Here is a 23,846-nt window from a genome sequence, read left to right as displayed (position 1 = left end):
GATGAAAGTGCGGTTGAAAAATGAAATATTTTTTCATCGCATTTTTTAGATTCATAAAATGGTTGTAAACAAAAAGCCGCTTTTGATTATGTCAAAAGCGGCTTTTTCGTTGAAAGTGCGGTGAGAATTATGAGCGTTTCATGATCTCAAAGAATTCTTCGTTGGTTTTCGCCACGGCGAGTTTATCGATAAGGAATTCCATCGCTTCCACTTCTCCCATTGGGTTAAGGATTTTGCGGAGGATCCACATTTTTTGTAGCTCGTCAGGGGTGGTCAGCAAGTCTTCTTTTCGGGTACCTGAACGGTTAAAGTCAATAGCCGGGAACACACGTTTTTCCGCGATTTTACGGGAAAGATGTAATTCCATGTTACCTGTGCCCTTAAATTCTTCGAAGATCACTTCGTCCATTTTGGAGCCGGTATCGACTAATGCGGTGGCGATAATCGTTAAGCTGCCGCCTTCTTCCACGTTACGCGCTGCGCCGAAGAAACGTTTGGGGCGGTGTAATGCGTTGGCGTCCACACCACCGGATAAAATCTTACCGGATGCCGGTGTGACGGTGTTATAAGCGCGCGCTAAACGGGTGATAGAGTCGAGTAAAATCACCACATCTTTTTTGTGTTCTACAGAACGTTTGGCTTTTTCGATCACCATTTCAGCCACTTGAACGTGACGGGTTGCCGGTTCATCGAAAGTAGAGGCAATGACTTCGCCTTTGACGGAACGTTGCATTTCCGTAACCTCTTCCGGGCGCTCATCGATCAGTAACACGATAAGTTCTACATCAGGGTAGTTGTGGGTAATGCTTTGCGCAATATTTTGCAACAACATGGTTTTACCCGCTTTCGGTGGCGCGACGATCAAACCACGTTGGCCTTTCCCGATAGGGGCGGCTAAATCTAAAATTCGGGCGGTTAAATCTTCGGTAGAGCCGTTGCCACGTTCCATTCTTAAACGGGAATTGGCATGTAATGGCGTTAAGTTTTCGAAAAGGATTTTGCTGCGGGAGACTTCCGGTTTGTCGTCATTGACTTGGTCAACTTTAAGGAGGGCAAAGTAGCGTTCGCCTTCTTTTGGCGGTCGAATTTTCCCTTCGATTTTATCCCCGGTTTGCAAATTGAAACGACGAATTTGGCTTGGGCTGACGTAAATATCATCGGGACCGGCTAAATAGGAACTGTCTGCTGAACGTAGAAAACCGAAACCGTCCGGCAAAATTTCTAAAACGCCACCACCGAAAATATCTTCTCCGCCTTTCGCGTGTTGTTTCAAAATGGCAAAAACAATGTCTTGTTTGCGTAAACGGGCTAAATTTTCTAAACCCATTTGGTCTTCGCCGAGTTTCACGAGATCGGAAACGGGCATATTTTTAAGTTCTGTAAGATGCATAATTAATTTGAAAGTTATTTAGATTAGATGAATTAGAAATAAATGAATGGGGTATTTGAAATTGGCGCGTAAATTAGCATTAAATTCAAGCACTGTCTAGTTTTTAGCTGAGTTTTTCTTGTTTTGGTTGATTGGTTTCAAACCGTATAGCAAAAGTGCGGCGGTTTTTCACAGTGTTTTTAGCGCGGACTTTAATTTTTCCTGTTTTATTTTCTGTAATTCATGCGGATGAATTTTTGGTGGATTTGCTTGGTTCGTGCTATTCTTAGCGGCAATTTTTTATAATGAATTTGAGATTATGCAACAGAATTATTTGAGTTCGGCACGTTTTGCCGATTTTCCGCTACATCCCTTGGTGTTACAGGCGTTGAACGATAAAGGATTTGAGTTTTGTACACCGATTCAGGCGCTTTCATTGCCGGTGACTTTACGAGGAAAAGATGTCGCAGGGCAAGCCCAAACCGGCACGGGAAAAACAATCGCATTTTTGACCGCACTTTTTCACCATTTATTAACTCACCCAACTGAGACGGCTAAGAATCAACCGCGTGCGTTGATTTTGGCGCCGACCCGTGAATTGGCGGTGCAAATTGAACATGATGCGCAGGTTTTCTTAAAAACAACGAAATTTAAGACCGCACTTGCTTATGGTGGGGATGGCTATGATAAGCAATTAAAAGCCATCGAAAATGGCGTGGATGTGCTTATTGGCACAACCGGACGGGTCATTGATTATGTGAAGCAGGGCATTATCCGCTTGGATCAGATTCAAACGGTGGTGTTGGATGAAGCGGACCGGATGTTTGATTTAGGTTTTATTCGCGATATTCGTTATTTACTGCGCAAATGTCCTCCAGCGCAACAACGTCTGACAATGCTATTTTCCGCCACGCTGTCTTACAAAGTGCGCGAACTTGCCTTTGAAGATATGAATGACCCGGAATACGTGGAAATTGAGCCGGAACAAAAAACCGGGCAGCAAATTAAAGAAGAATTATTTTACCCGTCTAACCAAGATAAAATTCCGCTATTGCTCACGTTGTTAGAAGAAGAATGGCCGGAGCGTTGCATTATTTTTGCTAACACGAAACATCAATGTGAGGCGATTTGGGGCTATTTAGCCGCGGATGGACACCGTGTTGGTTTGTTAACCGGCGATGTGGCGCAGAAAAAACGTCTTTCTTTGTTGAAACAATTTACCGATGGCGATTTGGATATTTTAGTGGCCACTGATGTGGCAGCGCGTGGCTTGCACATTGCAGAGGTGACACATGTGTTTAACTATGATTTGCCGGATGATCGGGAAGATTATGTGCACCGTATAGGGCGTACCGGACGCGCGGGCGAAAGCGGGATTTCCATTAGCTTTGCTTGTGAGCAATACGCTATGAATTTACCGGCAATTGAAGAATATATCGGGCATAGTATTCCGGTGAGTCAATATGATCCGAATGCATTGTTACAGGATATTCCGAAGCCTTATCGGTTAAAACGGGAAGGTAATTTTAGCGCGCCGAACAATCAACGTCGTAAGCCGTTTCGCGCGAAACGCTAGTCAAAAGATTGGCGGGTATTTTATTCAGTGTTAAAATTCGCGCCTTTTGTCAATTGAGGAAAAATAATGTTATTAGTCGATTTCGTGGTGAATAAGTTAGATGATTTAAAAGCCACTGATATTCTGCCTTTAAACGTGAAAGGAAAATCGTCCATCACCGATACCATGATTCTTTGCACCGGTACTTCTTCTCGTCACGTGTCTTCTTTGGCACAGAAATTAATTACTGAATGTAAACTTGCCGGCATTGACGTGTTTGGCGATGAAGGCAAAGAAACGGCCGATTGGGTGGTTGTCGATTTGGGCGAGGCTATCGTGCATATCATGCAGGCGGAAAGTCGCGAAATGTATCAATTAGAAAAACTTTGGGCATAGGGCACATAAAGTGCGGTCGTTTTTCACGATGTTTTTTGAGGCGCGAGAATGAAAATTCAGTTAATTGCCGTTGGAACCAAAATGCCGGCGTGGGTGACCACGGGATTTGAGGAATACCAACGTCGCTTTCCCAAAGATATGCCTTTTGAATTGATTGAAATACCTGCCGGTAAACGGGGTAAAAATGCCGATATTAAACGGATTTTAGAACAGGAAGGTAAAGCCATGTTGGCGGCGGCCGGAAAGGGTAAAATCGTGACATTGGATATTCCCGGTAAGCCGTGGACCACCGAACAATTAGCGCAACAGCTGGAAGGTTGGAAAAATGACGGACGTGATGTCTGTTTACTTATCGGCGGACCGGAAGGGCTTTCACCTGAATGTAAGATGGCCGCTGAACAAAGTTGGTCGCTATCGCCTTTAACCTTGCCACATCCGTTAGTACGCGTGGTGGTGGCAGAAAGCTTGTATCGTGCCTGGTCATTAACCACTAATCATCCTTATCATCGAGAATAAATGAACTTAAAGAAATTACTGTCTCAGCCGCAATACGATCCGATTCGTGATAAAAAAGCCGAGCGCAATTTATTTGCTCGTCGCGCTTTGGTGTCATTTATCGGCGTTTTGGCTTTGTCGGCAATTTTAGTGTTGAATCTCTATGGTTTACAGGTGGTCAATTACGACAGCTATCAAACCCGCTCTAACGGAAACCGCATTAAATTGTTGCCGTTGCCGCCTACACGCGGGTTGATTTACGATCGTAACGGTCACTTATTGGCAGAAAATTTGACCTTTTTTGGGTTATATATCGTGCCGGAAAAGGTGGAAAATTTAGACCGCACTTTTGAGGAATTGAAAGTATTGGTTGGTTTAACGGATACGGATATTGAGAATTTCAAAAAAGAGCGCCAACGTTCTTCGCGCTATACGCCAATTTTGTTGAAACCAAATCTAACCGAAGAACAAATCGCTCGTTTTTCGGTGAATCAATATAATTTCCCAAGTTTGGATGTGAAGCCTTATTTTAAACGACATTATCTCTATGGCGAGCCGTTGACCCATATTTTGGGCTATGTGTCGAAGATTAATGATCGTGATGTAGAGCGTTTAAAGAAAGAGGAAAAGTTGGCTAACTATGCCGGGACCCATGATTTAGGCAAGTTAGGCATTGAACGCTATTATGAGGAAGCCTTGCACGGCACGACCGGTTTTGAAGAAGTAGAAGTAAATAGCCGTGGCAAAGTGATTCGTAAATTACGCGAACAGCCGGCAGTGGCAGGAAAAAGTATTCATTTAACCATTGATTTGAATTTGCAACTTTATGTTACCGACCTATTGGCAGGCCAAAAAGGTGCCGTCGTGGTGATGGATCCGAGAGACGGTAGCATTTTAGCCATGGTATCTGTACCGAGTTACGATAATAATCTGTTTGTGGATGGCATTTCCGGTGAGGATTATCGTCGTTTGTTAAACGATCCGAACCGTCCCTTATACAGCCGTGTGACACAAGGGGCTTATCCACCGGCGTCAACGGTGAAACCATTCATTGCGGTATCAGCGTTGCAGGAAAATGTGATCACACCGGAAATGACGATTTCTGATCCCGGTTATTGGGTTTTGCCGAATACCGCGAAACGTTTTCGAGATTGGCGTAAAGGCGGGCATGGCATGACGGATTTAAATAAAGCCATTACCGAATCTTCCGATACCTATTTTTATCAAACCGCCTATAACATGGGGATTGATCGCTTGTCTGATTGGATGAAACGCTTTGGGTTTGGTGTGCCGACCGGTATTGATATTCAGGAAGAAACTGCTGCGAATATGCCGACCCGAGAGTGGAAACAAAAACGCTACAAAAAACCGTGGGTACAAGGCGATACGGTTTCTGTGGGCATCGGGCAAGGCTACTGGACGGCAACCCCTTTACAATTAGCAAAAGCCACGAGCGTGTTAGTGAATAACGGTAAAGTTAATACACCGCATTTAATGAAAAATATTGAGGGGGCGGTAGTCGAACCTTATAAAGATCCGTTGCTATATGAAGATATTACCGAACCAAAACAATACTATTGGGATGTGGCCAAGCGCGGTATGTATAACGTTGTGAATTCTGCAGCAGGAACCGGGCGTAAAGCATTTGCCGGAACGCCTTATCGTGTAGCGGGTAAATCGGGAACGGCGCAGGTGTTCAGTTTAAAAGAGAATCAGAGCTATAACGCTGGAGCGTTAAAAAAAGAATTACATGACCATGCTTGGTTTACCGCTTTTGCGCCTTATGATAAGCCACAAATCGTGGTAGCAATGATTTTGGAAAATGCGGGCGGGGGTTCCAGTAATGCGGCGCCGGTCGTTAGAAAAATTATGGACTATTATTTTAAGCAAAGTAACGGACAAACGACGGAAGAAATGTTAATGCCAACAATGCCGGGGGCACCAAATGAAAATGAATGATCGTAATATTTGGTTGGAATTATGGCGTCGTTTGCATATTGATTTGTGGTTGTTTATCGGGCTCGTCGTCATTACCGGTTATGGTATGTTGGTATTGTATAGTGCATCCGGTGCAAATGAGGCTATGTTTCATAACCGTATTGTACAGGTTGGGCTTGGTTTTGCCGTTATGCTGCTGATGGCACAATTTCCACCTAAATTTTATCAGCGAATTGCGCCTTATTTATTTGCACTTGGTATCGTCATGCTTGTTTTAGTGGATCTGATCGGGACAACCAGTAAAGGGGCACAACGTTGGTTAGACTTGGGGGTTGTGCGCTTTCAGCCCTCTGAAATCGTCAAACTGGCCGTGCCGTTGATGGTGGCGGTGTATTTAGGGAATCGACCTCAACCGATCAAGATAAAGGAAACCATGATTGCGTTGGTAATTATTCTTGTTCCAACGCTGTTAGTGGCAATTCAGCCGGACTTAGGCACATCAATTTTGGTTAGCGGCTCAGGCCTATTTGTGGTATTTTTATCCGGCATGAGTTGGTGGTTGATTTTAGCGGCAGTTCTCGCATTGGCAGCATTTTTGCCGATTATGTGGTTTTATTTAATGCACGATTATCAACGTACCCGAGTCTTAACTTTGTTTGATCCGGAAAAAGATTTATTGGGTGCGGGATATCATATTTGGCAATCTAAGATTGCTATCGGTTCCGGCGGCATGTGGGGAAAAGGCTGGATGCAAGGCACGCAATCCCAATTGGAATTTTTACCTGAACCTCATACGGATTTTATCTTCGCCGTATTAAGCGAAGAATATGGCATGATCGGTTTCTTGATTTTATTAGCCATTTATTTATTTATTATTGCTCGCGGTTTAATGATTGGCGTCAGCGCACCAACCGCATTTGGGCGTATTTTAGTCGGGGCATTAACGTTAATTTTTTTCGTTTATGTCTTTGTTAATATTGGAATGGTGAGTGGTATTTTGCCTGTGGTGGGCGTGCCTTTGCCATTGGTGAGTTATGGCGGCACATCTTATGTAGCAATTATGGCGGGCTTTGGCTTGATCATGTCGGTCCATACTCACAAAGAACACTTTCTGAAGGGAACTAATTAAGTTTTCAGTTTTCTTAATAGTCATCTCTGCAGAGAGGGAGAAATTTAATGAATTTAAAGCAAACTGTAAAATATGTTTTTATTTTATTTTCATTTTTGACCGCACTTTCAGTGCAAGCAGAAACGAAAAAGCTTTATGGTGTAGAAGGGCCAAAGTTGACGCATCGTCCTCTTTCTAATACAACGCAAACCTACCAAGTAAAAGGGGAGGTTTACACAACAAGAACGCATCAGGATGCGAAGGATTATAGCAAAGAAGGTATTGCCAGTTATTACCATAATAAATTTAATGGACGTCGCACTTCCAGCGGAGAGCTCTATAACTCCACTTTGTACACCGCTGCGCATAAAACCTTACCACTGAACTCCTATGCGGTTGTGACGAATATGAATAACCAACGTAAAGTGATTGTTCGTATTAATGACCGCGGTCCTTTTTCTAAAGGTCGTATTATTGATTTGTCTCATGCGGCAGCAAAAGAAATCGGTATTATCGGCAGCGGCATGGGCATGGTAAAGATTGAAGCGTTACATGTGGATTCAAAAGGCGAACTTTCCGGCGCGGGCGCGTCTACGTTGGTGAAAACCAGTAACAATGAAGAGGGCTTAAACCGTTTGCCGGTGGACGATCTTGATATTGATAAGGAAGCATTACAAAACGTTAAAGTACCTCATATTCAAGATGAAAGTTACGAGTTGAGAATGATTAATTTAGCCAGCAAAAAACATGCTGAAGAGGTGATTAATCAACTTGCACTAAAGAATATTAAAGCGGAAATTGCTGCAAATGGGCAAAAGTATAATATTCATTTGGGGCCGTTAAACTCGAAGGCTCAAGTGGCTGATTTGAAAACACAATTAAAGCGATTAAATCATTCCGAACCGCTTGTTGTGTATTCTTATAATAAATAACCGTTACATGATGTTAGGATGTTCAATCTTATGTTTAATAAAGTAGTAAAACACACAAAAATGGCATTTATTGCCGGTGCCTTAACTGCATCATTTGGTGCAGTGGCAGACGATATTCAATTTAATATTGCCGTACCGGAAATTAATGCCCAAACCTATATTTTAATGGACTATAACTCAGGCGCTGTATTGGCGGCGTTAAATCCGGATCAGCGCCAATATCCGGCGTCATTAACGAAAATGATGACCAGTTATGTCACAGGACAAGCATTAAAACAAGGTAAAATTCATGATACGGATGTTGTCACGATCGGTGAAAGCGCTTGGGGGCAAAATTTCCCTGGCTCATCCAAAATGTTTTTAAACTTAAACCAACAAGTTTCTGTTGCTGATTTGAATAGAGGGATTGTCATCGTATCCGGTAATGATGCTTGTGTGGCGATGGCAGAGCATGTTTCCGGCACGGTGACGAACTTCGTTGCGACCATGAACAAATATGTAGAACAATTTGGTTTAAAGAACACTCATTTCACAACTGTTCATGGCTTGGATGATGAGAATCAATATTCTTCTGCTCGGGATATGGCAATTATTGGAGCGCATATTATTCGTGATTTACCGGAAGAATATAAAATTTATGCAGAAAAAGAGTTTACCTTTAATAAAATCAAGCAACCGAACCGTAACGGTTTATTGTGGGATAAAACCATTCATGTGGATGGCATGAAAACCGGTCATACAGATAAAGCTGGCTATAACCTTGTCGCCTCTGCTACCAATCCAAATAATATGCGTTTGATTTCCGTCGTGATGGGGGTGCCAACCTACAAAGGCCGCGAAGTGGAAAGCAAAAAATTATTACAATGGGGCTTTGCTAATTTTGAAACCTTTAAAACCTTTGAAGCCGGCAAATCTATTTCCGAACAACGAGTTTATTACGGTGATGAAAGCAACATTCAGTTAGGCGTGTTACAGGATGCGTTCATTACCATTCCGAAAGGTAAAAGTAGTGAGCTAAAAGCGCGTTATGAATTAGAGAAAAAATACCTCGAAGCACCATTAGCAAAAGGTCAAGTCGTTGGCAAAGTGGTCTATCAACTTGATGGTAAAGACATTGCCAGCGTGAATTTGCAAGTTATGCAAGAAGTCAAAGAGGGCGGTATTTTCGGTAAAATCTGGGACTGGTTAGTACTCACGGTTAAAAGCCTCTTTAGTTAATCTTTAAAAAACATTTCGAAAACCGACCGCACTTTTTAGGAAAGTGCGGTTAAATTTTTTAGGAAAAGACAAATGAACGATAAAAAAACGGTAAATTTAACCCACCTTGCACATGATAAAAAATTAAAAGATCTTCTTGAGTTTCCTTGTGATTTTACTTTTAAAGTGGTGGGAGCCGCTCGCCCGGATTTAGTGGATGATGTGGTTCAAACGGTTCATAAAACCATTAAAGGCGATTACACGCCAAGCACCAAAGAAAGTGGTAAAGGCACTTATCATTCGGTATCCATCAAAGTACGAGCCGAAAATATTGAGCAAATCGAGAAACTCTACAAAGAGTTGGCAGAAATCAACGGCGTGAGAATGGTGTTGTAATCACCAAAGTGCGGTTATTTTTTATAGCGTTTTTAGGAAATCATCATGCAACCCGAATTAATTGTACGTCAGCTTGGCATTCGTGATTACGAGAGCGTTTGGCACGAGATGCAGTCGTTTACCGATAATCGTACGGAAGATACCACTGATGAAATTTGGTTGGTGCAACATCCATCGGTATTTACTCAAGGTCAGGCGGGCAAACCGGAGCATTTGTTGCAGCAAAGCGCTATTCCTGTGGTGCAATCGGATCGTGGTGGGCAGATTACCTATCACGGTTTAGGCCAGCAAATTATGTATGTGCTGATTGATGTGAAGCGCCATGAAAATTTAAATGTGCGCCAATTAGTCACCGCACTTGAGCAATCCGTGGTGAAAACGCTAGCGGATTATGGTATTGAAGGTTATCCAAAACCGGATGCGCCCGGTGTGTATATTGATGGTAGAAAAATTTGTTCTCTCGGTTTGCGCATTCGGCATGGGCGCTCATTTCACGGTTTAGCGTTTAATATCAACATGGATTTGAGCCCTTTTCATCAAATTAACCCTTGTGGCTATGCCGGGTTAGAAATGTGCCAGCTGGCGGACTTTATTCCGGCTCAAGACGCCGATTGCGACAAGGTTTCACCACAATTAGTTAAGCATTTCGCCGAGCAGTTAGGGTATAATGTAACAACTTGTTAACATCAATAAACAGCATTTCATCTCATTATCTTCATGAAAAATTAAGGAATATCAATGGGAACACCTTTTAAAATGGAGCGCGGTGTTAAATATCGCGATGCAGCTAAAACCTCCATTATCCCGGTGAAAAATATCGATCCTGAGCAAGAGCTACTGAAAAAACCGGAATGGATGAAAATCAAAATTCCGGCAAACGGAGCCCGTATTCAAAGTATTAAATCCGGTATGCGTCGTCATGGTTTGCATTCCGTCTGTGAAGAGGCTTCTTGCCCTAACTTGCATGAATGTTTCAATCACGGTACGGCAACCTTTATGATTCTTGGCGCAATTTGTACCCGCCGTTGCCCATTCTGTGATGTTGCGCACGGCAAACCATTACCACCGGATCCTGAAGAACCGCGTAAATTGGCAGAAACTATTCAGGACATGAAATTACGGTATGTGGTGATTACTTCCGTTGACCGTGATGACTTACCCGATCGCGGTGCCGGGCATTTTGCGGATTGCGTACGCGAAATTCGTGCCTTAAACCCAAACATTAAAATTGAAATTTTAGTCCCGGATTTCCGTGGACGCATTGAATTGGCGTTGGAAAAATTAAAAGCGAATCCGCCGGATGTGTTTAACCACAACCTAGAAAACGTGCCACGTTTATACCGTGAAATTCGTCCTGGTGCTGATTACGAATGGTCTTTGCGTTTACTGAAAGAGTTTAAAGTCATGTTCCCGCATATTCCGACCAAATCCGGTTTAATGGTGGGATTAGGCGAAACGAACGAAGAAATTTTGGCGGTAATGCAGGATTTACGCGACCATGGTGTAACCATGTTGACTCTCGGACAATATTTGCAACCAAGTCGCCACCATTTACCGGTAGCGCGTTATGTACCGCCGGCAGAATTTGATATGTTCCGCGAAAAAGCACAAACCATGGGCTTTGAACATGCGGCTTGTGGTCCGTTTGTACGTTCTTCTTACCACGCTGATTTGCAAGCAAGCGGTGGGCTGGTGAAATAATCTGAAAAGTGCGGTGGTTTTCACTGGCCTTTTTCAAGGTGAAAAATGTTGCTAGAAACAACCGCACTTTATGGCTTTCAATAAGAAAAAAGGAAAGTGAGTGATTCACTTTCCTTTTTGTTTTTTACTTATCGACTTATTGTTTTCGCCAAGTGGTGCCGTTCGGGCCGTCTTCTAACACAATGCCCATTTGCATTAAGGCGTTGCGCGCTGCATCTGCAGCCGGCCAGTCTTTGGCTGCGCGGGCTTCGTTGCGTTGTTTGATGAGACCTTCAATTTTGGTGATTTCGTCATCATCGGAACCGGCTTGTAAAAATTGTTCAGGATCGAGTTGGAGTAAACCGAGAATGCCGGCAAGTTCGCGTAAACGCGCGGCAAGTCCGTTGGCTTTGGCCATGTCTTCGGTTTTCAGTTTGTTCAATTCGCGCGCCATTTCAAATAGTACAGAAAGGGCATTTGGCGTATTGAAATCATCATCCATTGCCTCACGGAAGGCGTCCATAAAATTTTCACCACCAAAAGCCACCGCACTTTTATCGGTGCCGCGCAATGCGGTATAGAGGCGTTCTAATGCACCATGGGCGAGATTGAGGTTTTCTTCGCTATAATTTAATTGGCTACGGTAGTGGGCGCTGAGTAGGAAGTAACGTACGCTTTCCGCATCGTAGTGGCTTAATACATCGCGAATCGTGAAGAAGTTGCCGAGGGATTTCGACATTTTTTCTTTATCCACCATGATCATGCCGGAATGCAGCCAGTAGTTCACATACTGGTTACCGTGAGCGCAGCAGGATTGAGCGATTTCATTTTCGTGGTGTGGGAACATCAGGTCAGAGCCGCCACCGTGAATGTCAAAATGCTCGCCAAGTTGTTTGCTGTTCATGGCGGAACATTCAATGTGCCAGCCCGGACGGCCTTTGCCCCAAGGGGAATCCCAGCTTGGTTCGTTTGGTTTGGACATTTTCCACAACACGAAATCCATTGGGTTTTTCTTGATTTCATTGATTTCAATACGCGCGCCCGCCTGTAATTGTTCTAAATCTTGACGGGATAATTTGCCGTATTCTTTGAAACTTTCCACATCAAACATCACATCGCCGTTATCTGCCACATAAGCATGTCCGCGTTGAATCAGTTTTTCGACAATAGCAATAATTTCAGGAATGTGATGGGTCGCACGAGGTTCAAAGTCAGGACGCAAAATGTTCAAGGCATCAAAATCTTTATACATTTCCACGACCATGCGATCGACTAATTGATCGCAAGTTTCTTTGTTTTCCAACGCCCGTTTAATGATTTTGTCATCCACGTCAGTGATATTGCGTACATAGGTTAAATCGTAGCCTAAATAGCGTAAGTAACGTGCGACAACATCAAAACACACAAAGGTACGTCCATGCCCGATATGACAGAGATCGTAAACGGTCACACCGCAAACATACATGCCGATTTTGCCGGCGTGAATCGGTTTAAAAATTTCTTTTTCGCGAGTGAGGGTATTGAAAAGTTTTAACATATTGGAATCCAAATCTTTTTGAAAACGCACCGCACTTTATAGCGATTTGGGGCGGATTATGAAATAATGACGCTCTTTAATTCGTATAGGAAAAGCACAATGATTACACTACACACCAATTTCGGCGACATTAAAATTGCCTTAAATCATGAAAAAGCACCGGTAACGGCAGAAAACTTCTTAACTTATTGTAAAAACGGTTTTTATGATAACACAATTTTCCACCGCGTGATTGACGGTTTTATGATTCAGGGCGGCGGCATGGAAAGCGGTATGCGTGAGAAAGCGACTAACGCGCCGATTAAAAATGAAGCCAACAACCGTTTAAGCAACAAACGCGGCACCATCGCCATGGCGCGCACTTCCGATCCGCATTCGGCGACGGCGCAATTCTTCATTAACGTGGCCGATAACACCTTCTTGGATTACCGCTCAAAAGAAATGTTTGGTAAAGAAGTCGTGCAAGAGTGGGGCTACGCGGTATTTGGTGAAGTCGTTGAAGGCATGGATGTAGTGGATAAAATCAAAGGTGTCAAAACCGGTAATAAAGGTTTCCACCAAGACGTGCCGAATGAAGACGTGGTGATTACCTCTGTTACTATTGACGAATAAGACTATGGGCAACTCATTGAGTTGCCTGATTTTTTTAGATTGATATGTATTCATTTTTCGACACACATACCCACCTCGATTATTTGCAGCAAGCCACCGGTGAGCCGTTAGCGCAGCTTATGCAAAATGCGCGTGCAGCTGGCATGCAAAAGATCTTGATTGTTGCCGTGTTACAGCGGGACTTCAAAACGATTGAAAAAATGACCGCACTTTATCCTGAACACTTGTATTACGGCTTGGGGCTACATCCGTTGTATATCAAGGAGCACCAAGCGCAGGATTTGGATTTATTGGAACAGGCATTGGCAACGCGTTCGCCAAATTGCACAGCTGTGGCGGAAATCGGTTTGGAACGTGCCGTGCCGGAATTATTAACTGATGAGCTATGGCGCAAGCAATGTGATTTTTTTGAAACGCAACTCTATTTCGCGAAGAAGTACGATTTGCCGGTGAACATGCATTCCCGCAAGTCACACGATCAGCTGTTCTCTTTTCTCAAACGCATTGAGGTGCCGAAACGTGGCGTCGTACATGGTTTTGCAGGCAGTTACGCTCAGGCAAAACGCTTTGTGGATTTGGGCTATTCTATTGGTGTAGGCGGCACGATTACCTATGAACGTGCCAATAAAACCCGTCAAACTATCGCAAAATTACCACTGGATGCCTTGCTGTTAGAAACGGATTCGCCCGACATGCCGGTATTTGGTTTTCAAGGTCAACCGAATCGCCCGGAAAGAGTGCAACAGGTTTTTAAGGTGTTGTGTGAATTAAGACGTGAAACGCCGGAGATGATTGCCGAGACAATTTGGCAAAATAGCCTGAGTAAATTTGCGTGAAAAAGCACTGCACTTTTGTGCAGGAATACTAAATCTTAAAACGATGAATGATTTGGTTCGCCGAGCCACGCCAAACTAAACTTGGGTCCGCCTGTTCTTGAATAAACTTACCATCAATGAGAACATCAATATAAGGCAGCATTTGCCGTTGATATTCATCCAATTCCTCTAATTTGTAACCTGTCCAAACCCAAATATCTTTGTCGGGGCATTCTTGTTTGACCCGTTGAACCAAAGGTAGAAGGGCTTCTACATTTCTCGGATGCAGAGGGTCTCCCCCGGAAAGGGTTAATCCTTGTCGCTTAATGCGCGTGTCTTTGAGATCCTTAAGAATTTGTTCTTCCATCTCAATACCAAAGAGCACCCCGGCGCTAAACGACCAGCTTTTTTGGTTATAGCACCCTTTGCAGCCATGGGTACAACCGCTGACAAACAGCGTACAACGTGTGCCTTCGCCGTTGACGATGTCAACAGGATAGTATTGGAGATAGTTCATTTTCGTTTTGTTTAAATTAAATTTGCTTTTTTAAATATCGGGTTTCGCCGACGGCGACTTACTTTCTTTTGCTTGCACGAAAGAAAGTGAGCAAAGAAAAGTGCCCCGAATAAGCCGCTCAGGCGTCTTATACGGGAATCCCATTTTATTTGAGCGTTGCAAAAGTGCGGTCAGATTTTTTCATGTTTCTAACTAAAAATCTCCCCAAAAAATAACCGCACTTTATCGTGATAATGCACCTAAAATCCCCCTCTTTAGCAAAGAGGGGGTAAAAGAGGGCTTAGAGGAGATTTGGTAACGCCTTAAGATTACATGTGTTTAACCCGACGTTTCACTTCTTCCTGTTTTCCAGCATTAAACGGACGGGCATCCGGGCTGCCGAGGTAGCCGCAGACGCGGCGAGTAACAGAAACCTTTTCACTGTCGTGGTTACCACATTTCGGGCAGGTGAAACCTTTGCTGGTGCATTCAAATTCACCGGTGAAACCACATTCATAACATTCGTCGATTGGCGTATTGGTGCCGTAGTAAGGCACGCGGTCGTAGCTGTAATTCCAAACGTCTTCCAATGCTTTCAAGTTATGTTGAATGTTTGGGTATTCGCCGTAGCAAATAAATCCTCCGTTAGCCAATGGTGGGTACACCATTTCAAAGTCTAACTTGTCGTACGGGTTCACTTTTTTCTCAACATCCAAGTGGTAGCTGTTGGTGTAGTAACCTTTGTCGGTCACGCCGTCGATAACCCCGAATTGTTTAGTGTCGAGACGGCAGAAACGGTCGCACAGGTTTTCACTCGGGGTGGAGTATAAGCTGAAGGCATAGCCTGTTTCGGCGCGCCATTGTTTAACCGCGTTACTTAAATGCTCTACGATGGCACGGCCTTTGTCTCGTAGCATTTCATCGTCATAAATATGCCCTTGGTGATATAACGCATTGATGGTTTCATGAATACCGATGTAGCCAAGGGAAATGGAGGCACGACCATTTTTGAAGATTTGTGCCACGTTATCGTCTGCTTTCAAACGCACGCCGCAGGCACCTTCCATGTAGAGAATTGGCGCGACGCGGGCCTTGGTGTGTTCCAAACGAGCGATGCGGGTCATTAAGGCTTTCTTCGCTAAAGCCAAGCGTTGATCCAGAATTTCATAGAATCGTTTTTCATCGCCTTTGGCTTCAATGGCGATACGTGGCAAATTGAGGCTCACTACGCCAAGGTTGTTACGTCCGTCATGGATTTGTTCGCCATTTTCTTCGTAAGCGCCCAAGAAACTGCGGCAGCCCATTGGGGCTTTAAAGGAGCCGGTGACTTTGACGACTTGGTCGTAATTCAGAATATCCGGGTACATCCGTTTGCTGGCACATTCCAAAGCAAGTTGTTTGATATCGTAATTCGGATCGTTTGGCTCCAAATTTACGCCTTTGCGTTGAGTGAAGACCAGTTTCGGGAATACCGGTGTTTTGTGGTTTTTGCCTAAACCGCGAATCCGATTTTGTAAAATGGATTTTTGAATTAAACGTGCTTGCCACGTTGTGCCTAAGCCAAAACCAAAGGTAACAAACGGTGTTTGTCCATTGGCAGTATGTAGCGTGTTTACTTCATATTCCAAGGACTGGAAGGCATCGAAACATTCTTTTTCAATCAAGGCTTGCGCATATCCTTGTGCATCCGGAATATGCCATTGTTCCGCATTTTTCAAGTGTTTCTCATAGCTTAACTGCACATAAGGCGAAAGCACTTCATCAATGCGGTTAATGGTGGTGCCACCGTAAATATGGCTAGCCACTTGGGCGATGATTTGGGCGGTGACGGCTGTCGCGGTGCCAATGGATTTCGGCGGTTCGATTTCAGCATTCCCCATTTTAAAACCATGGGTCAACATGCCTTTTAAATCGACTAACATACAGTTAAACATCGGGAAGAACGGTGAATAATCTAAATCGTGATAGTGAATTTCACCTTTTTCATGCGCTTCGACGACATCGCGTGGCAAAATGTAACGTTTAGCATAATGTTTCGCCACGATACCGGCCAATAAATCCCGTTGTGTTGGGATCACTTTGGCATCTTTATTGGCATTTTCATTGAGTAACTCCACGTTACTTTGTTCAATCAACCCCTCGATTTCTTTGGTTAATTGACTGCGCTTTTCACGTGCCATATCACGTTCGTGGCGATACTCAATATAAGCGCGCGCAATTTGCGGGTATTGGCTGGCCATCAGGTGATTTTCGACAATCTTTTGAATGTGGCTAATGTCAATTTCTTGTTGATGATGCGCAAAAATGTCATTGCTGACTTTTTGCGCAATATCATGACAAAAACGTTCATCTTGAATACCCACCGCTTGGGCTGCCTTTTTAATGGCATTAATAATGCGTTGAATTTCAAACCCGATGCGTGAACCATCACGCTTAATGACGAAAAATGTCCCCATGTCAGCCACCTATATTTAGAGTGTTATCAAAGTGGCGATACTATATATAGATATTTTTTTAAATTCAACACACAATATGTAGTGTTTTTGTGTATTTGGAATGTATTAAATGTCGTGAGGCAAGTTAGTCATTGGTTTTGTTGAAAATTTAGTAGAAAAGAAAAATAAAAGAATTTTATTGTTTTGTGATTTTGATCACAAATTGGACGTTTTGTGTTCAAAATAAAAAAGTGCGGTCAAAATTTATTGTCAATTTTGACCGCACTTATTATGTAAAAAACTTAACTATACATCGCTTCAATCTGCTCTTTATAGCGTTGCAGAATAACTTTTCTGCGTAGTTTTAAGGTAGGGGTAATTTCTTCCAGCTGCGTGCTGAATGCCTGAGGCAACAGGGTGAAACGTTTGATTTGCTCCCAACCGGCAAGCTCTTTTTGTAATTCATTGATTCGCTGTTCTAGCATTTGCAAAATCTCAGAATTTTTGAGTAATTCCAACCGATCTTGATATTTGATATTGACCTGTTTGGCGTACTCCTCAAGGGCAGCGTAGCAAGGTACGATAAGGGCGGAAACGTATTTTTTGGCATCAGCAATGACTGCAATTTGTTCGATAAATTTATCTTTGCCGATTTTACTTTCCAACACTTGCGGTGCGATATATTTGCCGTTGGACGTTTTCATTAATTCTTTAATGCGGTCGGTGATGTATAAATTCCCCTCGGCATCAAATTCGCCAGCATCACCGGTTTTTAAGAAACCATCTGCAGTGAAAGCATCGGCCGTTTCCTGTGGTTTTTTGTAATACCCTTTCATCACCATGCCACCGCGTACGAGAATTTCGTTATTTTCGCCAATTTTGACTTCCGCCCCCGGCATTAAGCTACCGATGGAATTAGCGTTAAAGTGGAGATCATCCCAGCAGGAAACCGTCGCGGTGGTTTCCGTCATACCGTAGCCCAGTTTAATGTTCAAGCCGATGCTGTGGAAAAATAAGCCGATCGTCGGTTCTAATTTAGCACCGCCGCAAGGCATCATGCGAATGCGTCCACCGAGCAGCGCACGTAATTTGCCAAGTACCAGTTTGTTGGCGAGGGCATACTGTTGTTTTAATAAAAAGCCGATCTTTTGCCCTTTGGCAAGGGCATCGAAATGCTGATTTCCAACGTCCATCGCCCAATGAAAAATACGTTGGCGAAGTTTTGGCGCATTATGAACTTTGTCTAAAATGGCCGTATAAATCTTTTCGTAAAACCGTGGCACGGCACACATTAAGGTTGGACGAATCTCCGTCAAAGCCGACCGCACTTGATTGGTGTCTTCAATGTAACAGTTGGTCGCGCCGCGATGAAGCACATAAGCCACCCAAGCGCGCTCAAAAATATGAGATAACGGCAAGAAGGAAAGAGATACATCGGTATCATCTACTTTCAGCGCCTGATCGTGTGCGTTGAGTTGGTGCGCTAAATTCGCGTAATCCAACATCACGCCTTTCGGCTCACCGGTCGTGCCGGAGGTGTAAATCAGCGTAAACAAATCCTCCAAGCACTTGCCATCCAATCGCTGTTGTAATTCCGCCTGATATTGCTCATCTGCCATCTCAATAAAGTCTTGCCAGTGGCAGGCTTTGGCGTGTTCATGCAAATGGATCGTACTTTTCATCGCCACGATTTTTTCCAGTTTCGGGCATTCATCGACGATTTCCAACACTTGATCATATTGTTCTTGGTCGCCCACGAAAATGATCTTCATATCTGCATTGTTAATAATAAATTGGGCTTGTTTGGCGGTATTCGTGGCATAAATCGGCACGGTGACGGCACGCACTTGCAATGCACCGATATCAGTGATCGTCCAACGCGGCATATTATGCGAGAAAATACCAATTTTATCTTGAATATCAATATGATTTGCTAATAACGCTAATGAAATTTGGTCAATTTGTTGTTGAAACTCTGACCAAGAAATAGACAACCAGTTGTTGTCTTTGAAGTAACGAAGTGCGGTGCGATTTGCCAACGTTTTTGCTTGACTACGCACACGGTGAATAAAATGAAAATTGAGATCCATGGTTAAATCCAAAGTCAGCTAACAGTTGTGCGCTAATATAGCGGATTGAGGCTCAAAACTCTAGCAATAAAACTGCGTTTTGTGGGGATTTATTGTGTTGATGCCACTAGACAAATTATCCCTATAATTCTCGGCAAAATACCGCTAAAATTACCCATTATGGCTTCGCCACTGTTGCTCAAGCCAACGCTCAAAATCCATTGGATTTTTTGACCGCACTTTTTGTTATTTTAAGGATGTTTATGTCACCGCCACGTTTTGTTCATTTACAGGTTCACAGTGATTTTTCCATGATTGACGGTATCGCCAAGGTAAAACCGTTGGTGAAAGCCTGTGTGGAAAATAACATGGTGGCGATGGCGTTGACGGATTTCACCAACTTTTGTGGTTTGGTGCGGTTTTATGGTGAGGCATTGTCTTCGGGCGTGAAACCGATTATCGGTGCCGATGTGCTGGTGCAAAGCGATCTGTGTGGCGAGGAAAGATTCCGTTTAACCTTATTGGCAAAAAATAATGAAGGCTACAAAAATATCACCTTGTTACTTTCCAAAGCCTATGAGCGCGGTTATTCGGATGTGCCGTATATTGATCAGCAGTGGCTAGTAGAACATCGTGCCGGGGTGATTGTTTTATCCGGCGGTGTGAACGGCGATGTGGGTAAAAAATTACTGCGCAGCAATACTGACGAACTCAAAAGTGCGGTGGATTTTTACCACGAATTTTTCCCTGACCATTTTTATCTGACGCTTACCCGTACCGGTCGCCCTGATGAAGAACGTTATATTCAAGCCGCGTTAGAACTGGCTGAACGCGAACAATTGCCGGTGGTGGCGACCAATGATGTATGCTTTTTACAGGCAGAAGATTTTGAAGCCCATGAAATTCGTGTAGCGATTCATGACGGTTTCACGTTAGACGATCCGAAACGTCCTAAAAATTATACCAGTCAACAATATTTTCGCTCCGAGCAAGAAATGTGCGAGCTCTTTGCCGATGTGCCAAGTGCCTTGGAAAATACCCTGTTAATTGCTCAGCGTTGTAACGTGACCATTCGATTGGGCGAATATTTCTTACCGAAATTTCCAACCGGGGATTTAAGCACCGAAGATTACCTTGTGAAACGCGCCAAAGAGGGCTTGGAAGAACGTCTCAAGGTGTTATTCCCTGATGAAAACGAGCGTGCAGCACGCCGCCCAGAATATGATGAACGCTTGCAGGTGGAACTGGATGTAATCAACCAAATGGGCTTCCCGGGCTACTTTTTGATCGTGATGGAGTTTATCCAATGGTCAAAAGATAACGATATCCCTGTGGGGCCGGGGCGAGGTTCCGGGGCAGGATCTTTGGTGGCTTATGCGTTAAAAATTACCGATTTGGATCCGTTGGAATTCGATTTGCTTTTTGAGCGTTTCCTCAATCCGGAACGGGTTTCCATGCCTGATTTTGACGTGGACTTCTGTATGGACGGGCGCGACCGCGTGATTGAACACGTCGCTGAAATGTATGGGCGCGGCGCGGTATCGCAAATTATTACCTTCGGAACCATGGCGGCAAAAGCGGTGATTCGAGATGTTGGGCGCGTACTGGGACAACCTTATGGCTTTGTGGATCGCATTTCTAAGTTGGTGCCGCCGGATCCCGGTATGACGCTCGCGAAAGCGTTTGAAGCCGAGCCAAAACTGCAAGAAATTTACGATGCCGATGAAGAAGTCCGAGCCATTATTGACATGGCACGCAAGCTGGAAGGCGTTACGCGTAATGCCGGTAAGCATGCCGGTGGGGTGGTGATTTCGCCGACGTTAATTACAGATTTCTCGCCGTTGTATTGTGATTCGGAAGGGAAACATCCGGTCACTCACTTCGATAAAAATGATGTGGAATATGCGGGTTTAGTGAAGTTTGACTTCTTAGGCTTACGTACTTTAACCATCATAAAATGGGCGTTGGACATGATTAACGCGCGCATGGAAAAAGAAGGCAAACCGTTAGTGGATATCAATGCCATTCCATTGGATGATCATCAATCTTTTGAAGTGTTGCTCAATGCCGAAACCACGGCAGTGTTCCAGTTGGAATCACGCGGCATGAAAGATTTGATTAAGCGTCTTAAGCCAGACTGTTTTGAAGATATTATCGCGTTGGTAGCCTTGTTCCGTCCCGGCCCGTTGCAATCGGGTATGGTGGATAACTTTATCGACCGTAAACACGGGCGAGAAGAAGTGTCTTACCCGGATGCTAACTATCAACATGAATCCCTTAAGCCGATTTTAGAACCAACCTACGGCATTATTTTGTATCAAGAGCAGGTCATGCAAATTGCCCAAGTGTTGGCGGGTTATACGTTGGGTGGCGCGGACTTATTGCGTCGTGCGATGGGTAAGAAAAAACCGGAAGAAATGGCGAAGCAGCGTTCCGTATTTGAAGAGGGGGCCATCAAAAATGGCATCGACGGGGATCTTTCCATGAAAATCTTCGATTTGGTGGAAAAATTTGCGGGTTATGGCTTTAACAAATCCCACTCAGCTGCTTATGCTTTGGTGTCCTATCAGACCCTGTGGTTGAAAGCCCATTATCCGGCAGAGTTCATGGCCGCAGTAATGACTTCGGAAATGGATAACACCGACAAAATCGTTGGCTTGTATGACGAATGTATGCGCATGGGCTTGAAAGTCGTTCCGCCTGACATTAACACCGGGAAACATCATTTTAGCGTGAATGAAAACGGCGAAATTGTGTATGGTATCGGTGCCATTAAAGGCGTGGGTGAAGGGCCGATTGCCGCCTTGGTAGAAGCTCGTGAGAAAGACGGTATTTTCAAAAACTTATTTGATTTATGTGCCCGCGTGGATTTAAAGAAAATCAATCGACGCACGTTTGAAAGCCTGATTAAATCCGGTGCTTTCGATAAACTTGGACCACATCGTGCGGCGTTACAACAAAATCTGGAAGATGCGCTACGTGCCTCCGATCAACACGCTAAAGACGAGGCTTTAGGGCAGACGGATATGTTCGGCGTGTTGACAGAAACCAACGAGGAAGTGGAACATTCTTATGCCAACATTGCGCCTTGGACGGAAAAAACGATTTTAGACGGTGAACGGGAAACTCTCGGATTGTATTTGAGTAGCCATCCTGTGAGTCGTTATTTAAAAGAATTATCCCATTACAGCCCAATGCGTCTAAAAGAATTAACGCCGAATTATCGCGGACAAATGAGCACCGCCAGCGGTTTGGTGGTTAATACGCGCATTGCCATGACCAAAAAAGGTAACCATATCGGCATTGCCACCATTGATGATCGATCCGGTCGTTTAGATTTAACGTTGTTTGGCGAAGCGCTAGATAAATTCGGTGAGAAACTGCAAAAAGACACAGTGATCGTGGTGTCAGGGCAGGTCAGTTTTGACGACTTTTCACAAGGCTTGCGTATGTCTGTGCGGGATTTGATGACGATTGATGAAGCGCGTGCACGTTATGCGAAAAGCCTTGCGATTTGCCTGTCTCAAGAACAAATTACACCGCAATTCATTAAGCAATTTAAACGGATTTTACAGCCTTACAGCGGCAATTCCCTGCCGGTACATATTTATTACCAAAGCCCAGAAGGCAGAGCCTTAGTCAAAATGGGCGTGCAATGGTCGGTCAACCCAACCGATGAATTGCTGACCGAACTTGTGACATTGCTCGGTGAAAGTGCGGTGGAATTGGAGTTTGAATAGATAATAGAGATAAAAAAGTGCGGTCAGAAAAAAATTATTTTTTTCGACCGCACTTTTTGTATGGGCTGGGTTAGGCTACTTTAGCCGTGCCTAACGTCCCATCATCAATCACTTCTGTTCTCGGCGTGCCGATAATTTCCCACACTTTCTCCCCGTTTTTGAAGAAAACAAATCCACCGTTTTCCATTTTTCTCCAGACTTCGTCTTTGGTGAGCGGTACGGTGGTAATGATCGTGACTTTATCGCCCTCTTTGGCGTATTCATTGAAGTCGATGACACCGTCATCATCAACACGTTGTGCTTTGCCAAATGGGGCTTTACGGGTGAGATAGTGCAAATTGGTGGAACAACGGGCAATCATCCATTCGCCGTTAGACAGGATAAAATTGAAGGTGCCATGTTCTGCGAGTTTATTGCTGATATCTTGAACGGCTTGAAAAATTTCTTCTTCACTTGGCTTTTTGCTAAAGCGGTTTTTTAATTGTTCTGCCATGTAACAGAAAGCAGTCTCTGAATCTGTGCTGCCGATAGGTTGACAGAAAGATTCGCTCATGTCGGGCAGTTCGGTTAAGTTACCATTATGGGCAAACACCCAATTTTCTCCCCAGATCTCACGGATAAAGGGGTGGGTATTTTCAAGATTTACATCGCCTTGCGTCGCTTTGCGAATATGGGAAATGACGTTGAGGGATTTGATGTGGTATTGTTTTACACAATCCGCGATAGGGGAAATATGCCCCGGTTTATTGTCGCGGAAAATCCGCACGCCTTTGCCTTCAAAAAAAGCGATACCAAATCCGTCAGAATGGGAATCAGTAAGTCCGGCGCGATGACGAAATCCTTCAAATGAAAACACAATATCCGTCGGCGTATTGCAGTTCATTCCCAATAATTGGCACATAAATTTGTTTTAACCCTTGTGTAGAATAACCATAGAATAAGTGCAGATTTAACACTATAATTTCGCTAATTTCAATATTCCACCGACCTCATTTTTAGAACAAAATGTGCTGTCTCATAACAAAATTAGCTTAAAAAATACCGCACTTTTTGTTGCTATCAAAAGTGCGGTCGTT

At 43.9% G+C, this 23,846-nt stretch carries 19 protein-coding genes; 13 read left to right on the top strand and 6 right to left on the bottom strand.

The genetic code is table 11. The annotated features are described in order from the left end of the window. Positions 1–127: 127 nt before the first annotated feature. Positions 128–1,390 carry a transcription termination factor Rho gene (gene rho / locus AC30SH_RS07440; protein ID WP_212510358.1) on the bottom strand — a complete coding sequence of 421 codons (1,263 nt, stop codon included), beginning with the start codon at positions 1,388–1,390 and terminating at the stop codon, positions 128–130. Positions 1,391–1,688: 298 nt separating this feature from the next. Here rho and rhlB point away from each other — a divergent pair, with 298 nt between their 5' ends. From rhlB to lipA, 10 genes are all read left to right on the top strand, one after another. Then, on the top strand, positions 1,689–2,945 hold the full coding sequence (gene rhlB, locus AC30SH_RS07435) for an ATP-dependent RNA helicase RhlB (protein ID WP_212510359.1): 1,257 nt from the start codon (positions 1,689–1,691) through the stop codon (positions 2,943–2,945). Between the two features lie 66 nt (positions 2,946–3,011). Further along, entirely contained in the window at positions 3,012–3,320 is a 309-nt protein-coding gene (gene rsfS, locus AC30SH_RS07430; protein WP_006717000.1) for a ribosome silencing factor, read from the top strand. 48 nt (positions 3,321–3,368) lie between these two features. After that, positions 3,369–3,836, top strand: a complete 468-nt coding sequence (gene rlmH, locus AC30SH_RS07425; protein ID WP_006717001.1) for a 23S rRNA (pseudouridine(1915)-N(3))-methyltransferase RlmH — start codon at positions 3,369–3,371, stop codon at positions 3,834–3,836. Beyond that, a complete protein-coding gene (mrdA, locus tag AC30SH_RS07420; protein WP_489582332.1) occupies positions 3,837–5,774 on the top strand; it encodes a penicillin-binding protein 2 in 1,938 nt (645 codons plus the stop codon). After that, entirely contained in the window at positions 5,761–6,882 is a 1,122-nt protein-coding gene (gene rodA / locus AC30SH_RS07415; RefSeq protein ID WP_489582331.1) for a rod shape-determining protein RodA, read from the top strand. Before mrdA ends, rodA begins: the two co-directional genes overlap by 14 nt. Positions 6,883–6,929: 47 nt before the next feature. After that, positions 6,930–7,793 (top strand): septal ring lytic transglycosylase RlpA family protein, encoded by an 864-nt coding sequence (locus tag AC30SH_RS07410; protein WP_489582330.1) that lies wholly within the window; start codon positions 6,930–6,932, stop codon positions 7,791–7,793. Positions 7,794–7,823: 30 nt separating this feature from the next. Beyond that, positions 7,824–9,011, top strand: a complete 1,188-nt coding sequence (locus AC30SH_RS07405; RefSeq protein WP_489582329.1) for a serine hydrolase — start codon at positions 7,824–7,826, stop codon at positions 9,009–9,011. 72 nt (positions 9,012–9,083) lie between these two features. After that, on the top strand, positions 9,084–9,386 hold the full coding sequence (ybeD, locus tag AC30SH_RS07400) for a DUF493 family protein YbeD (protein WP_489582328.1): 303 nt from the start codon (positions 9,084–9,086) through the stop codon (positions 9,384–9,386). Between the two features lie 45 nt (positions 9,387–9,431). Continuing rightward, positions 9,432–10,070 (top strand): lipoyl(octanoyl) transferase LipB, encoded by a 639-nt coding sequence (gene lipB, locus AC30SH_RS07395; RefSeq protein ID WP_489582327.1) that lies wholly within the window; start codon positions 9,432–9,434, stop codon positions 10,068–10,070. A gap of 54 nt (positions 10,071–10,124) precedes the next feature. Continuing rightward, entirely contained in the window at positions 10,125–11,087 is a 963-nt protein-coding gene (gene lipA, locus AC30SH_RS07390) for a lipoyl synthase (protein ID WP_489582326.1), read from the top strand. 136 nt (positions 11,088–11,223) lie between these two features. On the opposite strand, the gene cysS is transcribed toward lipA, so the two are convergent. Beyond that, the gene (cysS, locus tag AC30SH_RS07385; protein ID WP_315027613.1) at positions 11,224–12,603 is read right to left on the bottom strand and encodes a cysteine--tRNA ligase; all 1,380 of its coding nucleotides are present in this window, start codon (positions 12,601–12,603) and stop codon (positions 11,224–11,226) included. 99 nt (positions 12,604–12,702) lie between these two features. On the opposite strand from cysS, the gene AC30SH_RS07380 reads away from it, so the two are divergent. Both AC30SH_RS07380 and AC30SH_RS07375 read left to right on the top strand, forming a co-directional pair. Then, a complete protein-coding gene (locus AC30SH_RS07380) occupies positions 12,703–13,215 on the top strand; it encodes a peptidylprolyl isomerase (protein WP_296026469.1) in 513 nt (170 codons plus the stop codon). 44 nt (positions 13,216–13,259) lie between these two features. Further along, the gene (locus tag AC30SH_RS07375) at positions 13,260–14,051 is read left to right on the top strand and encodes a TatD family hydrolase (protein ID WP_314886043.1); all 792 of its coding nucleotides are present in this window, start codon (positions 13,260–13,262) and stop codon (positions 14,049–14,051) included. A 28-nt stretch (positions 14,052–14,079) separates the two neighbouring features. On the opposite strand, the gene nrdG is transcribed toward AC30SH_RS07375, so the two are convergent. From nrdG to AC30SH_RS07360, 3 genes are all read right to left on the bottom strand, one after another. Next, the gene (gene nrdG / locus AC30SH_RS07370; RefSeq protein ID WP_314886042.1) at positions 14,080–14,547 is read right to left on the bottom strand and encodes an anaerobic ribonucleoside-triphosphate reductase-activating protein; all 468 of its coding nucleotides are present in this window, start codon (positions 14,545–14,547) and stop codon (positions 14,080–14,082) included. Between the two features lie 308 nt (positions 14,548–14,855). Continuing rightward, entirely contained in the window at positions 14,856–16,982 is a 2,127-nt protein-coding gene (gene nrdD, locus AC30SH_RS07365) for an anaerobic ribonucleoside-triphosphate reductase (RefSeq protein ID WP_314886041.1), read from the bottom strand. A 281-nt stretch (positions 16,983–17,263) separates the two neighbouring features. After that, positions 17,264–19,051 carry an AMP-dependent synthetase/ligase gene (locus tag AC30SH_RS07360; protein ID WP_314886040.1) on the bottom strand — a complete coding sequence of 596 codons (1,788 nt, stop codon included), beginning with the start codon at positions 19,049–19,051 and terminating at the stop codon, positions 17,264–17,266. A 242-nt stretch (positions 19,052–19,293) separates the two neighbouring features. Between AC30SH_RS07360 and dnaE the strand changes: the two genes are divergently transcribed. Beyond that, complete coding sequence (dnaE, locus tag AC30SH_RS07355) at positions 19,294–22,770, top strand: DNA polymerase III subunit alpha (RefSeq protein WP_314886039.1); 3,477 nt, start codon at positions 19,294–19,296, stop codon at positions 22,768–22,770. Positions 22,771–22,840: 70 nt separating this feature from the next. Here the strand turns inward: dnaE and AC30SH_RS07350 are convergent, their stop codons facing one another. Beyond that, positions 22,841–23,671 carry a class II glutamine amidotransferase gene (locus AC30SH_RS07350; protein WP_212510373.1) on the bottom strand — a complete coding sequence of 277 codons (831 nt, stop codon included), beginning with the start codon at positions 23,669–23,671 and terminating at the stop codon, positions 22,841–22,843. Between the last annotated feature and the right edge of the window lie 175 nt (positions 23,672–23,846).

It is taken from the genome of Aggregatibacter sp. HK296 (assembly GCF_980469475.1).
This window is presented reverse-complemented; position numbering and strand designations above follow the sequence as displayed.